Source organism: Streptococcus suis (assembly GCA_022354845.1).
GTDB classification, from domain to species: Bacteria; Bacillota; Bacilli; order Lactobacillales; family Streptococcaceae; genus Streptococcus; species Streptococcus suis_AA.
In genome coordinates this window covers 775,154-793,298 of the sequence record CP031970.1, presented here as the reverse complement: position 1 = coordinate 793,298, position 18,145 = coordinate 775,154, and the positions used below count along the sequence as shown (strand labels likewise).

At 38.2% G+C, this 18,145-nt stretch carries 21 protein-coding genes; 2 read left to right on the top strand and 19 right to left on the bottom strand.

Annotated elements, in window-relative coordinates:
- Positions 1–3: 3 nt before the first annotated feature.
- From D2A30_04215 to D2A30_04185, 7 genes are all read right to left on the bottom strand, one after another.
- The gene (locus D2A30_04215; GenBank protein ID ULL21984.1) at positions 4–981 is read right to left on the bottom strand and encodes an ABC transporter substrate-binding protein; all 978 of its coding nucleotides are present in this window, start codon (positions 979–981) and stop codon (positions 4–6) included.
- 27 nt (positions 982–1,008) lie between these two features.
- Positions 1,009–1,971, bottom strand: a complete 963-nt coding sequence (locus tag D2A30_04210) for an ABC transporter substrate-binding protein (protein ID ULL20858.1) — start codon at positions 1,969–1,971, stop codon at positions 1,009–1,011.
- A gap of 437 nt (positions 1,972–2,408) precedes the next feature.
- The gene (locus D2A30_04205) at positions 2,409–2,750 is read right to left on the bottom strand and encodes a YlbF/YmcA family competence regulator (GenBank protein ULL20857.1); all 342 of its coding nucleotides are present in this window, start codon (positions 2,748–2,750) and stop codon (positions 2,409–2,411) included.
- A 10-nt stretch (positions 2,751–2,760) separates the two neighbouring features.
- Positions 2,761–3,864: a prephenate dehydrogenase gene (locus D2A30_04200; GenBank protein ID ULL20856.1), complete on the bottom strand. Its 1,104-nt coding sequence runs from the start codon at positions 3,862–3,864 to the stop codon at positions 2,761–2,763.
- Between the two features lie 8 nt (positions 3,865–3,872).
- Complete coding sequence (gene aroC / locus D2A30_04195; protein ULL20855.1) at positions 3,873–5,039, bottom strand: chorismate synthase; 1,167 nt, start codon at positions 5,037–5,039, stop codon at positions 3,873–3,875.
- A 1-nt stretch (position 5,040) separates the two neighbouring features.
- Positions 5,041–5,715, bottom strand: coding sequence for a type I 3-dehydroquinate dehydratase (locus D2A30_04190; protein ID ULL20854.1), 675 nt, complete (start codon positions 5,713–5,715; stop codon positions 5,041–5,043).
- Positions 5,712–6,875 (bottom strand): class I SAM-dependent rRNA methyltransferase, encoded by a 1,164-nt coding sequence (locus D2A30_04185; GenBank protein ULL20853.1) that lies wholly within the window; start codon positions 6,873–6,875, stop codon positions 5,712–5,714. The genes D2A30_04190 and D2A30_04185 overlap by 4 nt, the downstream gene beginning before the upstream one ends.
- A 122-nt stretch (positions 6,876–6,997) precedes the next feature.
- Between D2A30_04185 and D2A30_04180 the strand changes: the two genes are divergently transcribed.
- Entirely contained in the window at positions 6,998–9,184 is a 2,187-nt protein-coding gene (locus D2A30_04180) for an LTA synthase family protein (GenBank protein ID ULL20852.1), read from the top strand.
- 542 nt (positions 9,185–9,726) lie between these two features.
- Here D2A30_04180 and D2A30_04175 read toward each other — a convergent pair.
- The 5 genes from D2A30_04175 to D2A30_04155 all read right to left on the bottom strand — a co-directional run bounded on the left by D2A30_04175 (position 9,727) and on the right by D2A30_04155 (position 12,221).
- Positions 9,727–10,086, bottom strand: a complete 360-nt coding sequence (locus D2A30_04175) for a 50S ribosomal protein L20 (GenBank protein ID ULL20851.1) — start codon at positions 10,084–10,086, stop codon at positions 9,727–9,729.
- Between the two features lie 39 nt (positions 10,087–10,125).
- Entirely contained in the window at positions 10,126–10,326 is a 201-nt protein-coding gene (locus D2A30_04170) for a 50S ribosomal protein L35 (protein ID ULL20850.1), read from the bottom strand.
- A gap of 27 nt (positions 10,327–10,353) precedes the next feature.
- Positions 10,354–10,860, bottom strand: a complete 507-nt coding sequence (locus D2A30_04165) for a translation initiation factor IF-3 (protein ULL20849.1) — start codon at positions 10,858–10,860, stop codon at positions 10,354–10,356.
- Positions 10,861–11,055: 195 nt separating this feature from the next.
- Positions 11,056–11,733, bottom strand: a complete 678-nt coding sequence (locus D2A30_04160; GenBank protein ULL20848.1) for a (d)CMP kinase — start codon at positions 11,731–11,733, stop codon at positions 11,056–11,058.
- Between the two features lie 8 nt (positions 11,734–11,741).
- Positions 11,742–12,221, bottom strand: a complete 480-nt coding sequence (locus tag D2A30_04155; protein ULL20847.1) for a LysM domain-containing protein — start codon at positions 12,219–12,221, stop codon at positions 11,742–11,744.
- Positions 12,222–12,271: 50 nt separating this feature from the next.
- Between D2A30_04155 and D2A30_04150 the strand changes: the two genes are divergently transcribed.
- On the top strand, positions 12,272–12,466 hold the full coding sequence (locus D2A30_04150) for a ferredoxin (GenBank protein ID ULL20846.1): 195 nt from the start codon (positions 12,272–12,274) through the stop codon (positions 12,464–12,466).
- Here D2A30_04150 and D2A30_04145 read toward each other — a convergent pair.
- The 7 genes from D2A30_04145 to pstS all read right to left on the bottom strand — a co-directional run bounded on the left by D2A30_04145 (position 12,458) and on the right by pstS (position 18,070).
- On the bottom strand, positions 12,458–12,943 hold the full coding sequence (locus D2A30_04145; protein ID ULL20845.1) for a hypothetical protein: 486 nt from the start codon (positions 12,941–12,943) through the stop codon (positions 12,458–12,460). The genes D2A30_04150 and D2A30_04145 overlap by 9 nt on opposite strands.
- A 160-nt stretch (positions 12,944–13,103) precedes the next feature.
- On the bottom strand, positions 13,104–13,760 hold the full coding sequence (gene phoU, locus D2A30_04140) for a phosphate transport system regulatory protein PhoU (protein ID ULL20844.1): 657 nt from the start codon (positions 13,758–13,760) through the stop codon (positions 13,104–13,106).
- Between the two features lie 45 nt (positions 13,761–13,805).
- On the bottom strand, positions 13,806–14,564 hold the full coding sequence (gene pstB / locus D2A30_04135) for a phosphate ABC transporter ATP-binding protein (protein ID ULL20843.1): 759 nt from the start codon (positions 14,562–14,564) through the stop codon (positions 13,806–13,808).
- Positions 14,565–14,575: 11 nt separating this feature from the next.
- Positions 14,576–15,379: a phosphate ABC transporter ATP-binding protein gene (gene pstB / locus D2A30_04130; protein ULL20842.1), complete on the bottom strand. Its 804-nt coding sequence runs from the start codon at positions 15,377–15,379 to the stop codon at positions 14,576–14,578.
- Positions 15,380–15,403: 24 nt separating this feature from the next.
- On the bottom strand, positions 15,404–16,291 hold the full coding sequence (pstA, locus tag D2A30_04125; GenBank protein ID ULL20841.1) for a phosphate ABC transporter permease PstA: 888 nt from the start codon (positions 16,289–16,291) through the stop codon (positions 15,404–15,406).
- On the bottom strand, positions 16,281–17,198 hold the full coding sequence (gene pstC, locus D2A30_04120; protein ULL20840.1) for a phosphate ABC transporter permease subunit PstC: 918 nt from the start codon (positions 17,196–17,198) through the stop codon (positions 16,281–16,283). The genes pstA and pstC overlap by 11 nt, the downstream gene beginning before the upstream one ends.
- 2 nt (positions 17,199–17,200) lie before the next feature.
- Positions 17,201–18,070: a phosphate ABC transporter substrate-binding protein PstS family protein gene (gene pstS / locus D2A30_04115; GenBank protein ID ULL20839.1), complete on the bottom strand. Its 870-nt coding sequence runs from the start codon at positions 18,068–18,070 to the stop codon at positions 17,201–17,203.
- Positions 18,071–18,145: the final 75 nt, after the last annotated feature.

Sequence of the window (18,145 nt, the reverse complement as noted above, 5' to 3'; positions counted from 1 at the left end):
CGTTTACTCAGATATAGAAAGTTTGCTAGTATCAATTCCGAGTTGTTTGGCAATGTCCTCATTTATATGAAGACTAACTGTTTCAGGGTATTCCACTGCGGTTTCAGAAACATCCGCACCCTCAATAATTTTGATTGCCATTTTTGCGGTTTGACGTCCTAAAGCCTCATAATTAGTACCATAAGTTAGTAAACCACCTTCATCCACCATATCTGTTGAACCACCTATAACTGGTATTTGATGCTCAACAGACAATTCACCAATCATGGTCATTGTTGAGGCAATAGTGTTATCAGTTGGAACAAAAATAGCATCTACATCCTTCATCAAGCTTTTAGTGGCATCTTGCACTTCATTTGTTGAAGTGATTCCCTTTACAACCACCTTATAGCCTGCTTTTTCAAACAATTCTTTAGCTTGTTCTACTTGAACCTCAGAGTTCCGCTCGCTAGTGGTATATAGGATACCAACTGTTTTCGCATCTGGAACGGCCTGGCCTAATAATTCAACTTGTTTATCAATTGGAGCTTGGTCTGAGGTTCCAGTCAAGAGTCCCCCTGGTTTTTCAATAGACTCTACCAAATCCGCTGATAATGGATCCGTAACGGCAGTGAATAGGATGGGAGTTTCAGTTGATACGGTTGCCAAACTTTGTGCAGCAGGTGTTGCAATAGCTAACACAATATCATTTCCATCGATTAATTGTTCTGATATAGTTTGTAGGTTTGCTTGATCACCTTGTGCATTCTGATAATCTAAGACTAATTTTTCTCCTTCTTTGTAGCCGTTCGCCTCTAACTCTGCTACAAATCCTTCACGCGCTGCAGTCAAGGATTCATGTTCCATATATTGTAGAATCCCAACTTTAACTGTTTCAGAAGAAGATTTGTCTGAACTTGCGGAAGAGCAAGCTGCAAGCGTCAAAATTCCTACACTAACCAGGGAAATCGCAGCTATTTTTTTCATGAATTTAGTTTTCATCATATGATACTCCTATCTTTCCAACTTTTATTTTTCCAATGCTTTAATAGTTTCAGCATCAAAACCGAGAGCTGTCGCCATTTCTTCATTCACAGTAACAGCAGCTGTATTTGGTTTTTCAACTGGCAAGTCAGCTGGCTTATCACCTTTCAAGATTTTCACAGCTAGTTCACCAGCCTGTACACCAATTGCATGATAGTCAACTCCATAAGTAAATAGAGTAGCATCAATAACTGCGGCATCACTTCCCATTGCTGGAACTTTTGCTTCTTGTAAAATTTCACCAATCGTTGAAGCAGTTGAAGCAACTGTATTATCTGTCGGGAGATAGATAGCATCGACCTTAGCTGCCAAAGAGGTCATTGTTTGTTGAACGTCATTTGTTGAAGTAACAGTTGCTACCTCTACTTTGACTCCTTTCGCTTCAAGGGCTTGTTTAGCTTGGTCAGCTTGCACCTCAGAATTAACTTCACTTGAATTGTAGAAGATACCAACCGTTTTAGCTGAAGGAACCACTTTGAGTAACATGTCAATTTGCCCTTCTACATCTGTTGCATCAGTAGATCCTGTCATAGAACCGCCGGGTGCATCCAAACTTTCAACCAGTCCTGCTTCAACTGGATCCGTTACAGCTGTAAACACACTTGGTGTCTCACCATCCGCATTTAACAATGCTTGGGCAGCAGGTGTTGCAATTGCAAAGTTCAAATCATTTTTCCCTGCAAGCTGTCCTACCATTGTTTGTAAATTGGCTTGATCTCCTTGGGAATTTTGTAAATCAATTGTCAGATTCTCGCCTTCCTTGTATCCCGCATCTTCCAATGCTTCTATAAATCCTTCACGAGCTGACGTTAATGCCTCATGTTCTGCATATTGGATAATACCAACCCGAACTGATCCAGAATCTTCACTATTAGAACTACATGCTGCCAATGTTAGCGCTGATAGTGCTACAACCGAGCTAAGAATAATTTTTTTAAATCTAAACACTTCAATCTCCTTTAAATGTATAAGTAGTTAAGCCAAAAAGAAAGGGACCGTCTAGAAGATGACATTCTAAACGACCCCAATGCTTCAACTGTATAATAAAAACAGACTGAACAACTCGCGCCATTTAGATGTATTCATCTATGAGGCACATGTCAAAATGACTACAGCCACATAGATACAAACTTTACGTTCCCGTGTTTGCATCCATGTCTTCCATGCCTACAAACACTATCTAAAATAGCTGTAGAAATATGTACGAGTAACTGTTTGTTTTCGACACATACGTGGCATATCTGTTTTCCTTTCATTTTTTGATTTGTAACTATGATAACTGTTTTAAAATCATTTGTCAATAGATAATTGCGTAAATTTTCAGATTTTTCAATAAAATTCATACAATTGATGAAATTCAAAAAATAAACGACTACTTGAGCCGTTTATTGAAGCAATTCATTTAATGGTTTAAAGATAATCCGTTCCAAATCTGCCACATAGGTTCCTAATTGTTGTTGCTTCGTAAAATACTCTGTCAACAATGGATTGGCTTGAACCTTTTTATTGAAATCAACCATTTTCTTTTGGTCAGCTTCAGTTGGAATTTCACCTGCTTGCAATTTTTCCTGAATATCTTTTTGGAAAGAAATATAGGCATCTAGGGTACTTTTAGCTTCTGCATTCGCTTCAACAGATACTTTCACTGCTTCTACTGCCTTATATTCCGGTAGATTGCGAATAGCGCGCTCCAATTGATTGGCAATATCATAGATATTTGTGGTCATAAACAACCTCCTAATTTAAGTATATTTGATAAGAAGTCTGCGCAGTTAAACGCTTTGCAGCTTCATCTAAATGTTCCTTATTTTTAAATGTGATCTGTAAGATACCATATGTGTCTTCACGGTTTTCTTCGTTAATACGAATATTTACGATAGAGATTCCTCTCAGGACCTCTAAAACTTTTAGAACAGAGTCCTCTTCGTCAGGCACATTGATAAATATATCGAAAAATGAATCAATACCACCACGCTTATGGATTTCCATCTCTTTACGTGTTTGACCACCTCTAGCAAAAAAGTCCCAAATATCATCCTGTCGTTTTTCTATTAAAAGTTGACTAATATAAGTTAGCCGATCTTTAAAATCTTCTATACGTTCAATAATTGGCTCTGCATTTGTCATCAAGATACTCGTCCACATACCTGGTTCACTCTCTGCAATTCGAGTCATATCTCGAAATCCACCTGCTGCAAAGTTATTTGTAAAGGGGTGTTCTAAGGCATAATCACCCGCCTGATTCATCAGGCTTGAAGCTAGCACATGGGGAAAATGCGATATTTGACTCGTTACAAAATCATGTTCCCGGGCATCAATCTGTACGAATCGCGCACCAGTTCCCGAAAGGAGGTCAGTTAGTCTAGGAACTGCGTCTGCCTGGGTCAATGAACAAGGTGTCATAATGTAATATGCATTTTCAAATAATAAAATATCTCCAGCTTCCGCACCAGATTTATGACTACCAGCCATTGGATGACTTCCGATAAAGTTAATTCTTTTTTCTGAGAGATAAGCCTCCGCAGCTTGAATAATCTCTGTTTTGGTGGAACCAGCATCTGTCACCAATACGTTTGGTTTTAAATCGATTTGACCTAACTGTTTGATAAACTCAATGGTTTGCTGAATTGGCACGCATAAAATGATAACATCTGCACGACCCGCAAATAGTGAGAAATCATCAGTCACCTCATCTACCATATTTCTTTGTAAAGCTATATGACGAGATTTTTCTCCTCGATTATAACCAAGTATGGTGTAATCTGGATGGTATTTTCGTATACCGAGTGCTAGAGAGCCACCGATTAGACCGAGACCGGCAATATATACTGTCTTAGTCATCTTATCACCTAGAAATTCTTAACATAGTCACGGTGACTAGCAACCGCAGCTTTTAATTCCTCTAAATTATCTGAAGAGAATTTTTCCAACATTTCATTTGCAATAACCGTTGCAACAACAGATTCCATCACAACACCCGCAGCAGGTAGAGCTGTTGGATCCGAGCGCTCTACAGTAGCTTTATAAGGCTCGTGAGTATCAATATCGACTGACATAAGCGGTTTGTAAAGGGTTGGAATTGGTTTCATCACCCCTCTGATAATTAATGGTTGACCGTTTGTCATACCACCTTCAAAACCACCCAAATGGTTTGTCCGTCGTGTATAGCCATCCTCTTCTGTCCAAAGTATTTCGTCCATTACTTGACTACCTTGGAGATAGCCAGTTTTAAAACCAAGACCAAATTCGGCACCTTTAAAGGCATTAATTGACACAACAGCCTGTGCTAGTTTCGCATCTAGTTTCCGGTCCCATTGTACATAGGAACCCAAACCAGCTGGAACACCGCCAACGATTGTTTCAACGACTCCACCAATCGTATCACCATCACGTTTCACTTGGTCAATGTAAGCCTTGATTTCCTCTTCACGCTCTTGATTGACAATGGAAACTTCTGATGCGGCCGCGCGGTCACGAATCTGAGCAATAGTTAATCCATCTGGTACATCAATTTCTTTCCCACCAAAAACAACAACATGATTTGCAATCTCAATATCAAGTTCTTCCAAAATACGTTTTGCCACAGCCCCAACTGCCACTCTCATTGTGGTTTCACGGGCACTTGAACGCTCTAAAGAGTTTCGTAAATCACTAAAACGGTATTTCATCCCACCGACCAAATCGGCATGTCCTGGACGTGGGTGTTTGATGCGACGCTTGCTTTTGAGTTTCTCTTCAATATCCTCAACAGCCATAATATCCAACCACTTCTGATGATCTTTGTTTGTTACATTAAGAGTGATTGGTGCACCTGTTGTTTTACCATGACGAACTCCAGCAGTAATTTCCACACGGTCCGTTTCAATTTGCATACGACTTCCTCGACCATAACCACCTTGACGGCGTTTCAAGTCTTTATTAATATCTTCAGCTGTTAAAGGAAGACCTGCTGGAACTCCCTCAATGATGGCTGTTAAACGTGGGCCATGCGACTCGCCTGCTGTTAAATACCTCATACTAGTTCTCCAATATATCTAAAAATTTTCGTGTATTGGCCAATGAGATCTGGCCAGGGGCAGAAGCTTCATCTAAACTTGCAAAAGTCCAACTTGAACCCGTTACAAATCCTGATATCCGAGATAATTTTCCTAATGCCCCCATTGAAATTGTAGCAAACTCTTGCTCAGAATTCAATGTTTTAAACCCACGAGTATAATTCATCACATCAAGTACATCCTGCTCGGAGTTTGCCATAACAGCAATTTTCACAACCGCAGGAGATAGACGTGTAAGCTCAGAAATGATTTCCAAATAATTGGAAGGTGTTTCCGTGAAATTGTGGTAACTTAAAACTAAGTTAGGGAAATCCAACATTTGATCAAATACAGACTGAAAAGAATAGTACTCAAAATCAATATAGTCTGGTTGGTAAATTGCTGCAACTTCCTTAATTAGATTGACATATTCTTGATCTTCTAAATCTAGGTGTCCACCCTCACGTGTGGTTCGAAGCGTAAATAATACCTCTTTACCATTACATACTTCAAAAACGGCAGGTGCAACTTTCAATATCTCAGCTTTTGGAAGAAAATCAGCTCTCCATTCAACAATGTCAGCTTCAGATAATCGTTCTCTATCAATTGCTTCTATTTCTTCTAAATTTTTAGGAATTATTGGAACAACAATTTTCATTTTTGCACCTGTATTGTAAAGACCTTAAGGTAATTACTACTTTCATCATTTTTATTAACTGTAAAATCGTTTGGCAAGCGATAAGTTTGTAAAAAGCGATACTTAACTTTTCCAAGTCCCTTCTGAACTTGCTGTTTAAACTTGTCTATCGAAATGTTTGCAGCATTGGTTGAGGCAATAATCATGCCATCTGAATGTAAGATTTCAAGTGATTGTTCAATCAGTTTGTAATAATCTTTTGCCACTGTGAATGTATGCTTTTTATTTCGAGCAAAGCTAGGTGGATCCAGAATGATCATATCAAACTTCAATCCCTTTCTCTTTGCATAATTAAAATATTCAAAAACATCCATTACAACGAATTGATGGTGATCAAGAGGTAAACCATTTGCCATAAAATGAGCTTTAGATAGATCACGTGATCGTTTCGCCAAATCAACTGAGACAGTCTCACTCGCACCACCCATAGCTGCCGCAACCGAAAAAGCAGCTGTATATGAAAACATATTTAGCACTTTTTTACCGCTAGCAAGTCCATCAACCAGTGAAGCTCTAACATCATGTTGATCCAAGAAAATTCCAGTCATCAATCCATCATTTAAAAATACCTGATAAGCAACACCATTTTCGTAAACAGTGAATGTTTCCGGGGCCTGATCTCCATACAGGAAATTAGAATCTCTTAATTCTGACTGAAAACGAATTTTCTCGTAAGCTCCAACTACCTCAGGAAATACAATTTGAAAGGCCTCAATAACTAACTGCCTAATGGAATAGACAAAAGTATTATACCAAGAAAAAACAGCGTAATCTCCATATAAATCAATTGTCAATCCACCAAAACCGTCACCATCTTGGTTAAATAAGCGAAAAGCTGTTGTCAAATTTGAATGGTAGAACGGCTGGCGTACTGTTTTTGCCTTTTTAAAGAGATTAGTAAAAAAATCAACAGACAATGCTATTTTATTACGACTAAAAAGCCAACCAATTCCCTTATTTTGTGGAGACAAGTAAGCCTCGCCTAAATATCTTCTACTCTTGGAAAACAATGACACTTGACCATCAGGTAGGTTTTGGTTTTCCTTGAAATCTGAACTGTCTAAAAGGCTGATTCCTTTATTAATCTTTTTTTCTGCAATGGTACTAACTATTATTTTCATACATTTTCTATTATATCATGAATTAAACTATATGCCAAAAAAACTCGTATTATTGCAGTTTATTTTATAAAATATGATATAATGTACAAAGATTTTAGAAAGGAATGTGGAGACTACTACTTGTGAAAAAACTAATTGATATCATAAAAAAGAACTATCAGACTCGTATTGGATTCATAGTTTTACTATTATTAAGTTATTGGACAAAATCCCTTTGGGCCTATTTTGTTGATTTCCATTTGGATTTATCTAGTTTATTGCAATATTTAATTGCTATTTTTAATCCAATTCCACTAGCTTTTCTTTTACTCGGACTAGCACTTTATATAAAAAATACTAAGCTATTTTATGGAATTGCCATAACCATCTATCTTGTTTTGTTCCTATGGCTTTTCTCAAATGTCGTCTATTATAGAGAATTTGCTGATTACATTTCAGTTTCTACAATGATGGCAACTTCGAGTGTTTCCACTGGTCTTGGTGAAACAGCACTCGAGTTATTCAATTTATGGGATTTAGTCTATTTTGCGGATTTTATTATCATTGCAATAGTATTAAGAAAAAAACAATACAAACTAAACCCTAAACCTTTCTCAAAAAGAGCTAGTTTTGCAGTCTCTTCTTTAGCAATTTTATTATTTTCAGTAAACCTTTTTACTGCTGAGATTGATCGCCCAGAATTACTAACTCGTGGATTTTCAAATACGTATATCGTACGGGCTTTAGGTTTACCTGCATTCTTTACTTATAATGCACATCAGACTTACACTACGGAAAAGGATCGTTCTGATGCAACAGCAGAGGACCTTGTTCCTGTAGAAGAGTACGTTCAAGAACATTACGCCTCACCCAATAGTGACTATTTTGGAATCGCAAAAGGACGGAATGTTATTTATCTACACTTAGAAAGTTTGCAACAATTTGTAATTGATTATAAACTGAATGTTGATGGCGTTGAATATGAAGTAACACCATTTCTCAACTCTCTCTACCATTCACAGTCTACTTTGGCCTTTTCAAATTTCTTTAATCAAGTTAAAGCAGGAAAGACTTCTGATGCTGAAATTATGATTGAGACATCACTTTTTGGTCTCAATCAAGGCTCATTCATGGTTCAATATGGAGGAAGCAATACACAGCAGGCTGCGCCTTATATCCTTTCTCAGAATGGAGGCTATACTTCCGCTGTTTTCCACGGTAACTCAGCCAGCTTCTGGAACCGAAATAATACCTATAAACAATGGGGCTACAATTACTTCTTTGACCAGTCATATTTCTCTGAGGCGACTGCTGAAAACTCATTCCAGTATGGTTTGAATGATAAAATCATGTTCGCAGACTCGATTCAGTATCTCGAACATTTGCAACAACCTTTCTACGCAAAATTTATCACGGTGTCAAACCACTATCCCTACACTTCCAGTCTAATTGGCGATGAAATTGGCTTCCCTTTGGCAGATACACCTGATGAAACTATCAACGGGTACTTTGCTACAGCTAACTATTTAGATGACTCAATCAAGGCATTCTTTGACTATTTGAAAGCTACTGGTTTGTATGAAAATTCAATCATTGTTCTATATGGCGACCACTACGGGATTTCAAATTCTCGCAACCCTGACTTAGCTCCATTAATCGGAAAAGATTCTCAAACTTGGTCAGATTTTGACAATGCAATGATGCAACGAGTTCCATATATGATTGTAGTACCTGGAATGACAAATGGCGGAATTAGCGATACTTTTGGTGGTGAAATAGATGCCTTACCAACTCTCGAACACCTCTTAGGAATTGAAGCAAACAATTATCTTCAAGTTGGACAAGATATGCTCTCTAGCGAACACAGTCAAGTCGTTGCTCTCAGAACCGCAGGAAACTTTATCACACCAAAATATACCAGTTATGGCGGAAAAATATACTATACTGAAACTGGAGTTGAAATAACCAATCCAGATGAAGTTACTCAAAAAGAAATTGATGATATAAAAGCCTCTGCTGCGGCGCAATTATCTGCTAGTGACGCCATTCAAACTGGGGATCTTATCCGATTCTATGACAATGGTTTAACTGCCTTAGATGCAAGTCAATACAATTACTTAGAATCACTCGCAACTGAATTAGCTTTAGAAAAAGAACTTGGAACCAAATCAACAAGCTTATATAGCAAAAACAATAATCAATCAACTGTTGACCTCTTTAAAGCTCCAAGTTATCTGGAATTACACAGTAGTTCATCATCCAGTGATGCCTCGAGCTCAAGCACTACTACTTCCACAAGTTCATCAACAAAGACTAGCTCTAGTGAATAATAAAAATAGGACATTGACCAATCACACGTCAGTGTCCTTTTGCTTCTAGAATAATTTCTCATTACCTTGACAACCTCACGCATACTCATAAAATGAAAAGCAGTTTAGCTTCAAACAGCATCACTCTCACAGACTAATAAACCCCCTATCAAGCATATCGCTATGTTGTGCCATATACTCTGAGAAGTTATACTAATGCTTTTTGCTCAACCTCGTCCCCATGCAGAGAATAGGCCAATATTTGTTTTATATTTCAATAAAATGCTTGAAAACTCCACTATGAACCTTCAATCAGCATTGCGGTGACACTGAAAAATATTGAATTTTTAAAAGTATGGTCATTTGAATTAGCTTTGATACATCGTCATTTTCAGCTTGCCCTACTCTACGAAAGTGACTTGTTTCGCAAGTCTTATTTCCAACCTAGAACAGCCTTTAGGCTGTTCTAGCTACCTGCACCTCCTCCATTATCTTCAAAATGTACAAAAAAATGTAAAGAAAAAACTTGGAAGTTTTCCAAGCTTTTTTCAAATCCTATATGCTTATTTAGCAAGTTTTGCTTTAGCAGCATCTGCAAGAGCTGTGAAAGCTGCTGCATCGTTTACTGCTAAATCAGCAAGCATTTTACGGTTCACTTCAATTTCAGCCAATTTCAAACCGTGCATCAATTGTGAGTAAGACAAACCATTCAAACGAGCAGCCGCATTGATACGAGTGATCCACAATTTACGGAAATCACGTTTTTTCTGACGGCGGTCACGGTATGCATAGTAGTAAGAGTTCATAACTTGTTCTTTCGCAGTGCGGAACAAGAGATGTTTAGCTCCATAGTAACCTTTAGATAATTTTAAAATACGTTTACGGCGTTTACGAGAAACAACGCCACCTTTAACACGTGCCATTTAATTTTCCTCCAAATAATTTAAATTCTAGTAATCGGCTTATTTCAAACCAGTAAGCATTGATTTTATACGCTTAAAGTCACCAGAATGCACCAAACCTGCTTTACGAAGGTGACGACGTTGTTTTTTAGTTTTACCGTGGAAACGGTGTGAAGTATAAGCGCGGAAGCGTTTCAATCCACCAGAACCTGTACGTTTAAAACGTTTAGCTGATGCGCGGTGAGTTTTTTGTTTTGGCATTTTAATTCTCCTTTTAGCGTAAAAAGCTTATTTTTTTTCTGAAGCTGGGGCCAATTGCATAAACATTTGACGACCGTCCATCTTAGCACGTTGTTCAATAATCGCAATATCTTGGGTTGCTTCGGCGAACTCAGCTAATACTTTCGCTCCAACTTCTTTGTGGGTAATCATACGACCCTTAAAACGGATCGAAACCTTGACTTTATTTCCTTTTTCAAGGAATTTACGGGCATTACGAAGTTTTGTCTCAAAATCCCCTTTATCAATTACTGGACTTAGACGTACTTCTTTTACAGTAACAACACTTTGTTTCTTGCGTTGGTCTTTCTGTTTTTTCTGATATTCAAACTTAAACTTACCGTAGTCCATGACTTTAGCTACTGGCGGTTTAGCTTGTGGTTGAATCAATACTAAATCCACATTTGAATTATCAGCAATGGCCTGAGCCTCATTGAGCGGTTTGATTCCCAACTGTTCACCCTCAAGACCGATAAGACGAACTTCACGCACTCGAATTTCATCATTGATGAACAAATCTTGCTTTGCTATGGCTTTTCACCTCATTTTATTTTTTTCGAGAAAAACAAAACGGACCTGCTAAACAAGTCCGCACTACACAATTATTCTTTCCGAAGAAATCTTAAATCGTAGAGCCAGACAACGTTAGTCGCAAGGCGAGAAGCTCTCACTTCTGCTTTTCTCAATACGACTATTTTATCATCTCTCCAACTACTTGTCAAGCATTTCTTTCGCTTTTTCTGAAATAAATTTCACAACACCTTCAATGGATACACCGGTCGTATCAAAAGTGATTGCATCATCTGCTGCTTTTAATGGCGAAATTGCTCGGTTTGAATCTTTAAAATCACGAGCTGCAATCTCCTCCTTTAAGGTTTCCAAATCAGTTTCGATGCCACGTTCCGTATTTTCCTTAAAACGACGTAAAGCCCGTTCCTCAACCGATGCAATGAGAAAGATTTTTAACTCCGCTTGAGGAAGTACAACAGTGCCAATATCACGACCATCCATGACGATACCACCAGCTTGTGCAATTTCCTGTTGTAAATGAACCATTTTTTCCCTTACCAAAGGAAGTGCCGCTACTGCCGAAACATTATTAGTCACTTGGTTATCGCGTATAGGTAACGTCACGTCACATTCACCAACAAATACAAGTTGCACTCCATTCTCATCCCTGCCAAATCGAATCGGATTGGATTCAAGCAACTCAACGATTTTCTCTTGATTTGACACCTCTATACCATTCTTCAACGCTAGAAATGTAGCTGAACGATACATGGCCCCAGTGTCTAAATAGGTATATCCTAATTGTTTTGCAATAATTTTAGCTACTGTTGATTTCCCGCTCGAAGCAGGACCATCAATAGCGATTTGAATTGATTTCATAACTCCTCTTATCTAATACGAACAATGTCACCAGGATTGGCCCACCATGTTCCACCAGGTCCGACCATTTTATCCGGATTTAAACGTTCTAGCTCTGAAATTGAAATACCAGCACGGGCCGCGATACTCCCAATTCCTTCTCCAGCTTCAACAGTAATGGTTGAACCATCTCCTGCTTCTGACGAAGTCGTCGTTTCAGTGCTAGAATCTGTAGTACTTTCAGATGTTGTACTTTCCTCACTCGTTGTTGAAGAAGAGGAAACGGCACTACTAGCATTGCTTGCATTGTAAAATTCTTGATTTGAATTAGTTGAACTACCACCTGTTGATAGGTAGATGGCAATCACTAAAACAACAAGCATAATGATAAAGAAAATAATAGCCAGTACTGTGAAAATTCGCGTACTCGCAACACCATTTTTTATTCGATCTTTGCGACTCGCAGATTGTGAGGTATAAACTTCTTCATTCCATGGTTCTTTTGACATGAGCCTAGTTTCTCCTTGTGTTTTTAGTACAATACGATTAAAATATCAATATGAATATAAAATTAATTCCGGAAAGATGTATTGCATGTGGTCTTTGCCAAACCTACTCAGAACTTTTTGATTACAATGATGACGGTATTGTCATCTTTTCTGATAGCGAAGCTTTAGAAAAAGAACACCCACTAACAGATAGCATCTTGAAAGCAGCAAAATCATGTCCCACTAAAGCGATTCGATTAGACTGAGGTTGCTTGCTTACTATAATATTCCTCAAAATAGTCCTGTTTGATTAGGTGATCAACTAATACTACCTCCCCTGAAAACTCTGGATGTAGTGCTATGTGATTCACAAAATATTTTTTTGGCCATTTACGCATATGATAGAGTTCTCCCTCAGGAGAGGTTATTGTATAAATACGAATCGCCAAATAGGACACTTCGATTCTACTGATATCCTTCATCAGTAGTTTTTTTGTTTTAAAAGGATTAGCTGTGGAAATTCTTAAATGATATTCTTTTATTTCAAAATACCGTCTTGTCCCAAGAAGGCACATTAAAACAGAAAGGCTGACTAACACAAAAAATAAGGTGGACATTTTTAGCTTTTCTAATAGAAGCGACAAAGCGATAAATAGCGGGGTAAATGCCATTGTCCAATATATGATTCCCCACGAAAATTCTGGTTGCCAGTGATAACGTATTTTCCCAAAAATTTTTATCATTGCTATCCTCCAACTATTATTCTAGCATAAAAAAAGAGATTTTCCTATGAAAATCTCCAACATTTGGTAATTTTTATTACATTTTCATTACAAATTTTAGCATAAATGTAACCAATTAGTAACATTTTTCCTTCTTTAACTTCTTGAAGAATAACTGGTTTTACAACTCAGTGATATCACCAGTACGAAGATACACAACCCATTCACAAATGTTTTTCGCATAGTCACCAATACGTTCCAAATAAGTTATCACTTGGAAGTAATCTCTACCTGCAATAAGTGAATCTGGATTCTTTTTAATCTCTTCAGTTGTCAATTCTTGAATTTTAGAATAATATTCATTGATAATTTCGTCACTGGCCGCAACTTCGTAAGCAGTTTCAATATCACCAGAATTTAAATACAAATCGAGTGAGGACTCAACTAAACGACGGGCTTCTTTGCCCATATTCTTAATTTCTTCCTCGACTATAGGAATACGAATTTCACCTTTCATCCGAATGGCTGCTTTTGCAATTGAAACAGCATGATCGCCCATTCTTTCTATATCACTGGTTGCTTTTAAGACTGTAATCACTCGACGTAGGTCAGTTGAAACGGGTTGTTGAAGCGCAATAATCTCAAGAGATTTTTTCTCGAGTTTTACTTCAAACTCATTAATTTTTTTGTCTGCTTCAATTACTTCCTTCGCTAATTCGCGATCATGAGTCGTGAATGCACGAACAGTATTGTTAATCTGTCCTAATACTTCATTACCCATAGCATAAAATTGATTGTGAAGCTTGCCTAGTTCTACTTCAAATTGTGTTCTTAGCATATGAATCTCTTTTCTATATCTTTTTAAACGCTCTGGTTAGATGGTTTATCCAAATTTACCTGTGATATAATCTTCAGTCTCTTTGTGAATAGGGTTTAGGAACATTTCTTTGGTGTCATTGTACTCAATTAAGTCGCCATCTAAGAAGAAGCCTGTACGATCTGAAACACGTGAAGCTTGTTGCATAGAACGCGTCACTAAAATCATTGTATACCGTTCTTTCAATCCGTAGAGTGTATCTTCAATCTTACCTGCTGAAATAGGGTCTAGGGCTGAAGTCGGTTCATCTAACAAAATGATTTTGGGACTAGTTGCCAATACACGAGCAACACATACACGCTGCTGCTGACCACCTGAAAGACCTAATGCTGAATCATGGAGACGATCCTTTACCTCATCCCAAATGGATGCACCAATCAAGGATTTTTCAACAGCTTCGTCTAAAACATGCTTGTCTTTAATACCATTGATTCTAAGCCCATAGACAACGTTCTCATAAATTGACATTGGAAATGGGTTTGGCTGTTGGAAAACCATTCCAATTTCCTTACGCAAATCAACAGTATCTGTACGTGGACTATAGATGTTTTTCCCATTATAATCAATCGCACCCGTCAGAGTCACTTCAGGATTTAAATCTCCCATACGGTTTACAGACCGTAAAAGTGTTGATTTTCCTGAACCAGAAGGACCAATCAAGGCTGTAATTTCATTTGGATAGAAGTCAATTGAAACACTATTTAAGGCCTTTTTCTTATTGTAGTAAACAGACAAATCTTTTACTTGTAAAATAGGGGATGTCATAGTTTTCCTTTCTATCCGAAATGACCTGAAACATAGTCGCTAGTAGATTTAAGTTTCGCATTTTGAAAGATATTTGCCGTCTTATCATACTCAATTAAATCGCCTAAATAGAAGAACGCTGTATAATCACTCGCACGTGCTGCTTGTTGCATGTTGTGTGTCACGATAATAATGGTATAATTCTTCTTCAACTCGAACATGGTTTCTTCCAATTGCATTGTCGCTATCGGATCAAGTGCTGACGCCGGTTCATCCATGAGCAAAATTTGAGGCTTCACTGAGATAGCTCGGGCAATACACAAACGTTGTTGTTGACCACCTGATAAGGTGAAGGCTGACTTGTGCAAATCATCTTTTACCTGATCCCAAAGTGCAGCTTGTTTCAATGATGTCTCAACAATTTCATCCAAAACTTTCTTATCTTTTACACCTGCACGCTCATGTGCAAAAGTGATATTACGATAAATGGATTTCGCAAAAGGATTTGGACGTTGGAAAACCATTCCAACATGCTTACGAATCTCGTAGACATTCATGTTTGGTTTATTGATATCAATTCCCTCATAGAGGATTTGACCAGTTACTTTTGCAATATCAATCGTATCATTCATTCGATTCAAACTGCGAAGATAAGTTGATTTCCCACAACCCGATGGTCCAATCAAAGCTGTGATTTTATTTTTCTCGAACTGCATATCAATGCCCTTGATTGCTTCATTTTTACCATAGTAAACATGAACATCTTTTGTTGAAAGGGCTATTTTTTCCTCTGGAAATGTAATGATATGGCGTTCATTCCAGTTGTAATCTGCCATTTTTTCTCCTTATTATGCCAACTTCTACGCTGCAGAAGTCATTTTCGCATGAAGTTTTTTACCGATATATCGTGCAGAGAGGTTAAAGAGTAAGATGAAAATCAAGAGAATTGCTGCAGATCCAGCAGAAACTTGAGTCGCATCAGGAATTGTACCCTCACTGTTTACCTTCCAAATATGTACCGCTAGGGTTTCTGATTGACGGAAGATTGAAATCGGACTTGTAACACTTAATGGATTCCAGTTAGACCAGTCAAGAGCTGGTGCAGACTGACCAGCTGTGTAAATTAGAGCAGCAGCTTCACCAAAAATACGACCAGATGCCAATACGATACCTGTAACGATACCTGGAAGGGCTTCTGGGATAACAACATGAAGTACAGTTTCCCAACGAGATAAGCCGAGTGCTAATCCTGCTTCACGTTGTGTATGATGCACATGACGAAGGCTATCCTCTACATTACGTGTCATCTGTGGTAAATTAAAGACTGTTAGTGCCAAAGCGCCTGATAAAATAGAGAAACCATATTCAAATTGTACAACAAAGATTAAGTAACCAAACAAACCAACTACTACAGATGGCAGAGAAGACAAAATCTCAATACAGGTGCGAATAAAGTTTGTCAAAAGTCCTTTTTTTGCATATTCAGCTAAATAGATACCTGCTCCAGTTGATAGAGGCACAGAAATCAACAGCGTAATGATTAAGAGGAAAAATGAGTTGTATAACTGAATTCCAACCCCTCCTCCAGCTTTATAGGAAGATGACTTGCTTGTCAAAAAATGCCAGTTGACATGTGGCAACCCTCTCACAAGGATAAAGAGGATAAGCGCTGTTAAGATAATAACAATCACTGTTGCGATTGAGTATAGAACTCCTGTCGCAAGTTTATCCATTTTCTTAGCGTGCATAGTTTTTCTTACCCTCTCTTGTAATAAATTTCATAATCATGTTAAAGACAAGGCTCATCAAGAGCAAGACAAGAGCCAATGACCAGAGCACATTATTTTGGACGGTACCCATAACAGTGTTACCGATACCCATCGTTAAGACTGAGGTCAATGTCGCTGCTGGTGTAGTCAATGACGTAGGAATAACTGCTGAGTTACCAACTACCATTTGAATTGCAAGAGCCTCACCGAATGCACGAGCCATACCAAAAATAACAGCGGTAAAAATACCTGGCTTAGCTGCATTCAAGATAACACGCCAAATTGTTTGCCAACGCGTCGCACCCATCGCAAGACTAGCTTCACGATAATGACGAGGTACAGCTCGCAAACTATCAACGGTCATAAATGTTACTGTCGGTAAAATCATAACAAAGAGAACACATACCCCTGATAAGATACCAAAACCAGTACCACCAAAAATAGAACGTACAAATGGTACAACAACTTGGAGTCCAATGAAACCATAGACTACTGATGGAATACCTACCAAAAGTTCAATAACAGGTTGTAAAATTTTTGCACCACGCTTTGGAGAAATTTCAATCATAAAAACAGCTGCTCCAATCGCTATCGGAGTAGCGATAATGGCTGATAAGATGGTAACGATGAATGAACCAGCAATCATGGGTAAGGCACCAAAAGTTTTAGAGTTTGGTTCCCACTTATCACCAAATAAAAAATCTGTTATGTTTACACCATCTACAAAGAAAGTTGACAGCCCGCGTTGAGCTACAAAAATTAAAATCATAGCCACAATAAATACAATCAAACTAAGGCAAAGAAACGTCAATACCTGTCCAAACTTTTCCAAACGAGAGTTTTTGGAAGGCGCCGATAATTCTTTTTCGAGTTGTTCGTTTTTCATCCCTACTCCTTCACTGTTACCACACCATCAGCAGATTTTTCTACTTTCATTTGGTTGATGGAAATATAGCCCATGCTCACAACAATACTTTCTTGCACTTCATCCGAGTACATGTAATCAAGAAATTCCTTGGTTAAACCATCAGCTTCACCCTTCGTATACATGTGTTCGTAGGACCAAATCGGCCAATCATTTGTTGATACATTTTCAGTCGTTGGCTCAAAACCATTCAACTTTATTGTTTTGATAGAATCATCCAAATAGGCAAAAGCCAAGTAGGAAATAGCTCCTGGTGTTTGAGCTACAATTGATTTGACCATCCCATTTGAATCTTGTTCTTGACTTTGAATAGCTTGTTCACCATTCATGATAATGGCATCAAAGGTTGCTCGAGACCCTGAACTAGCTGCACGGTTAATGATTGAAATTGGTAGAGCACTACCACCCAACTCTTTCCAGTTCGTAATTTCACCAGTGAAAATCTTACGAAGATTTTCCGTTGAAATGTCATCAACTGTTACTTGCTCATTAACAATAACTGCTAGACCTGCAACAGCAACTTGGTGATCTACGAGCTGACTAGCGTCAATTCCTTCTTTTTCCTCTGCGAAGACATCTGAGTTCCCAATCTGAACCGCACCAGATTGAACTTGCGAAAGACCAGTACCAGACCCCCCACCTTGGACGTTAATCGTTTTTCCTAGGTTTGTCGAACCGAACTCATCGGCTGCTGCTTCAACCAAGGGTTGCAGTGCTGTTGATCCAACTGCGGTAATGGATTCTCCACGATCAATCCAAGCAGAGCAGGCAGATAAAGCCATGCTAGAGATGAGAAATAAAGCTGCAATTCCTAGCTTATGCTTTGTTTTCATATCAAATATTCCTTTACGTTTTTCAGTGGAATTCCTAGTTTTTTACTTGATTTTTACATAGTATTTACAAGAAAT

Excerpts from the sequence above, each read along its gene's own strand:
- D2A30_04160 (ULL20848.1), bottom strand. The coding sequence starts at position 11,733 with ATGAAATCAATTCAAATCGCTATTGATGGTCCTGCTTCGAGCGGGAAA.
- D2A30_04170 (ULL20850.1), bottom strand. The coding sequence starts at position 10,326 with ATGCCAAAACAAAAAACTCACCGCGCATCAGCTAAACGTTTTAAACGT.
- D2A30_04200 (ULL20856.1), bottom strand. The coding sequence starts at position 3,864 with ATGACTAAGACAGTATATATTGCCGGTCTCGGTCTAATCGGTGGCTCT.
- D2A30_04205 (ULL20857.1), bottom strand. The coding sequence starts at position 2,750 with ATGACCACAAATATCTATGATATTGCCAATCAATTGGAGCGCGCTATT.
- aroC (ULL20855.1), bottom strand. The coding sequence starts at position 5,039 with ATGAGGTATTTAACAGCAGGCGAGTCGCATGGCCCACGTTTAACAGCC.
- pstB (ULL20843.1), bottom strand. The coding sequence starts at position 14,564 with ATGACATCCCCTATTTTACAAGTAAAAGATTTGTCTGTTTACTACAAT.
- D2A30_04150 (ULL20846.1), top strand. The coding sequence starts at position 12,272 with ATGAATATAAAATTAATTCCGGAAAGATGTATTGCATGTGGTCTTTGC.
- D2A30_04190 (ULL20854.1), bottom strand. The coding sequence starts at position 5,715 with ATGAAAATTGTTGTTCCAATAATTCCTAAAAATTTAGAAGAAATAGAA.
- D2A30_04155 (ULL20847.1), bottom strand. The coding sequence starts at position 12,221 with ATGTCAAAAGAACCATGGAATGAAGAAGTTTATACCTCACAATCTGCG.
- D2A30_04175 (ULL20851.1), bottom strand. The coding sequence starts at position 10,086 with ATGGCACGTGTTAAAGGTGGCGTTGTTTCTCGTAAACGCCGTAAACGT.
- pstC (ULL20840.1), bottom strand. The coding sequence starts at position 17,198 with ATGAAAAACGAACAACTCGAAAAAGAATTATCGGCGCCTTCCAAAAAC.
- pstA (ULL20841.1), bottom strand. The coding sequence starts at position 16,291 with ATGCACGCTAAGAAAATGGATAAACTTGCGACAGGAGTTCTATACTCA.
- pstS (ULL20839.1), bottom strand. The coding sequence starts at position 18,070 with ATGAAAACAAAGCATAAGCTAGGAATTGCAGCTTTATTTCTCATCTCT.
- D2A30_04145 (ULL20845.1), bottom strand. The coding sequence starts at position 12,943 with ATGATAAAAATTTTTGGGAAAATACGTTATCACTGGCAACCAGAATTT.
- D2A30_04215 (ULL21984.1), bottom strand. The coding sequence starts at position 981 with ATGAAAACTAAATTCATGAAAAAAATAGCTGCGATTTCCCTGGTTAGT.
- phoU (ULL20844.1), bottom strand. The coding sequence starts at position 13,760 with ATGCTAAGAACACAATTTGAAGTAGAACTAGGCAAGCTTCACAATCAA.
- pstB (ULL20842.1), bottom strand. The coding sequence starts at position 15,379 with ATGGCAGATTACAACTGGAATGAACGCCATATCATTACATTTCCAGAG.
- D2A30_04185 (ULL20853.1), bottom strand. The coding sequence starts at position 6,875 with ATGAAAATAATAGTTAGTACCATTGCAGAAAAAAAGATTAATAAAGGA.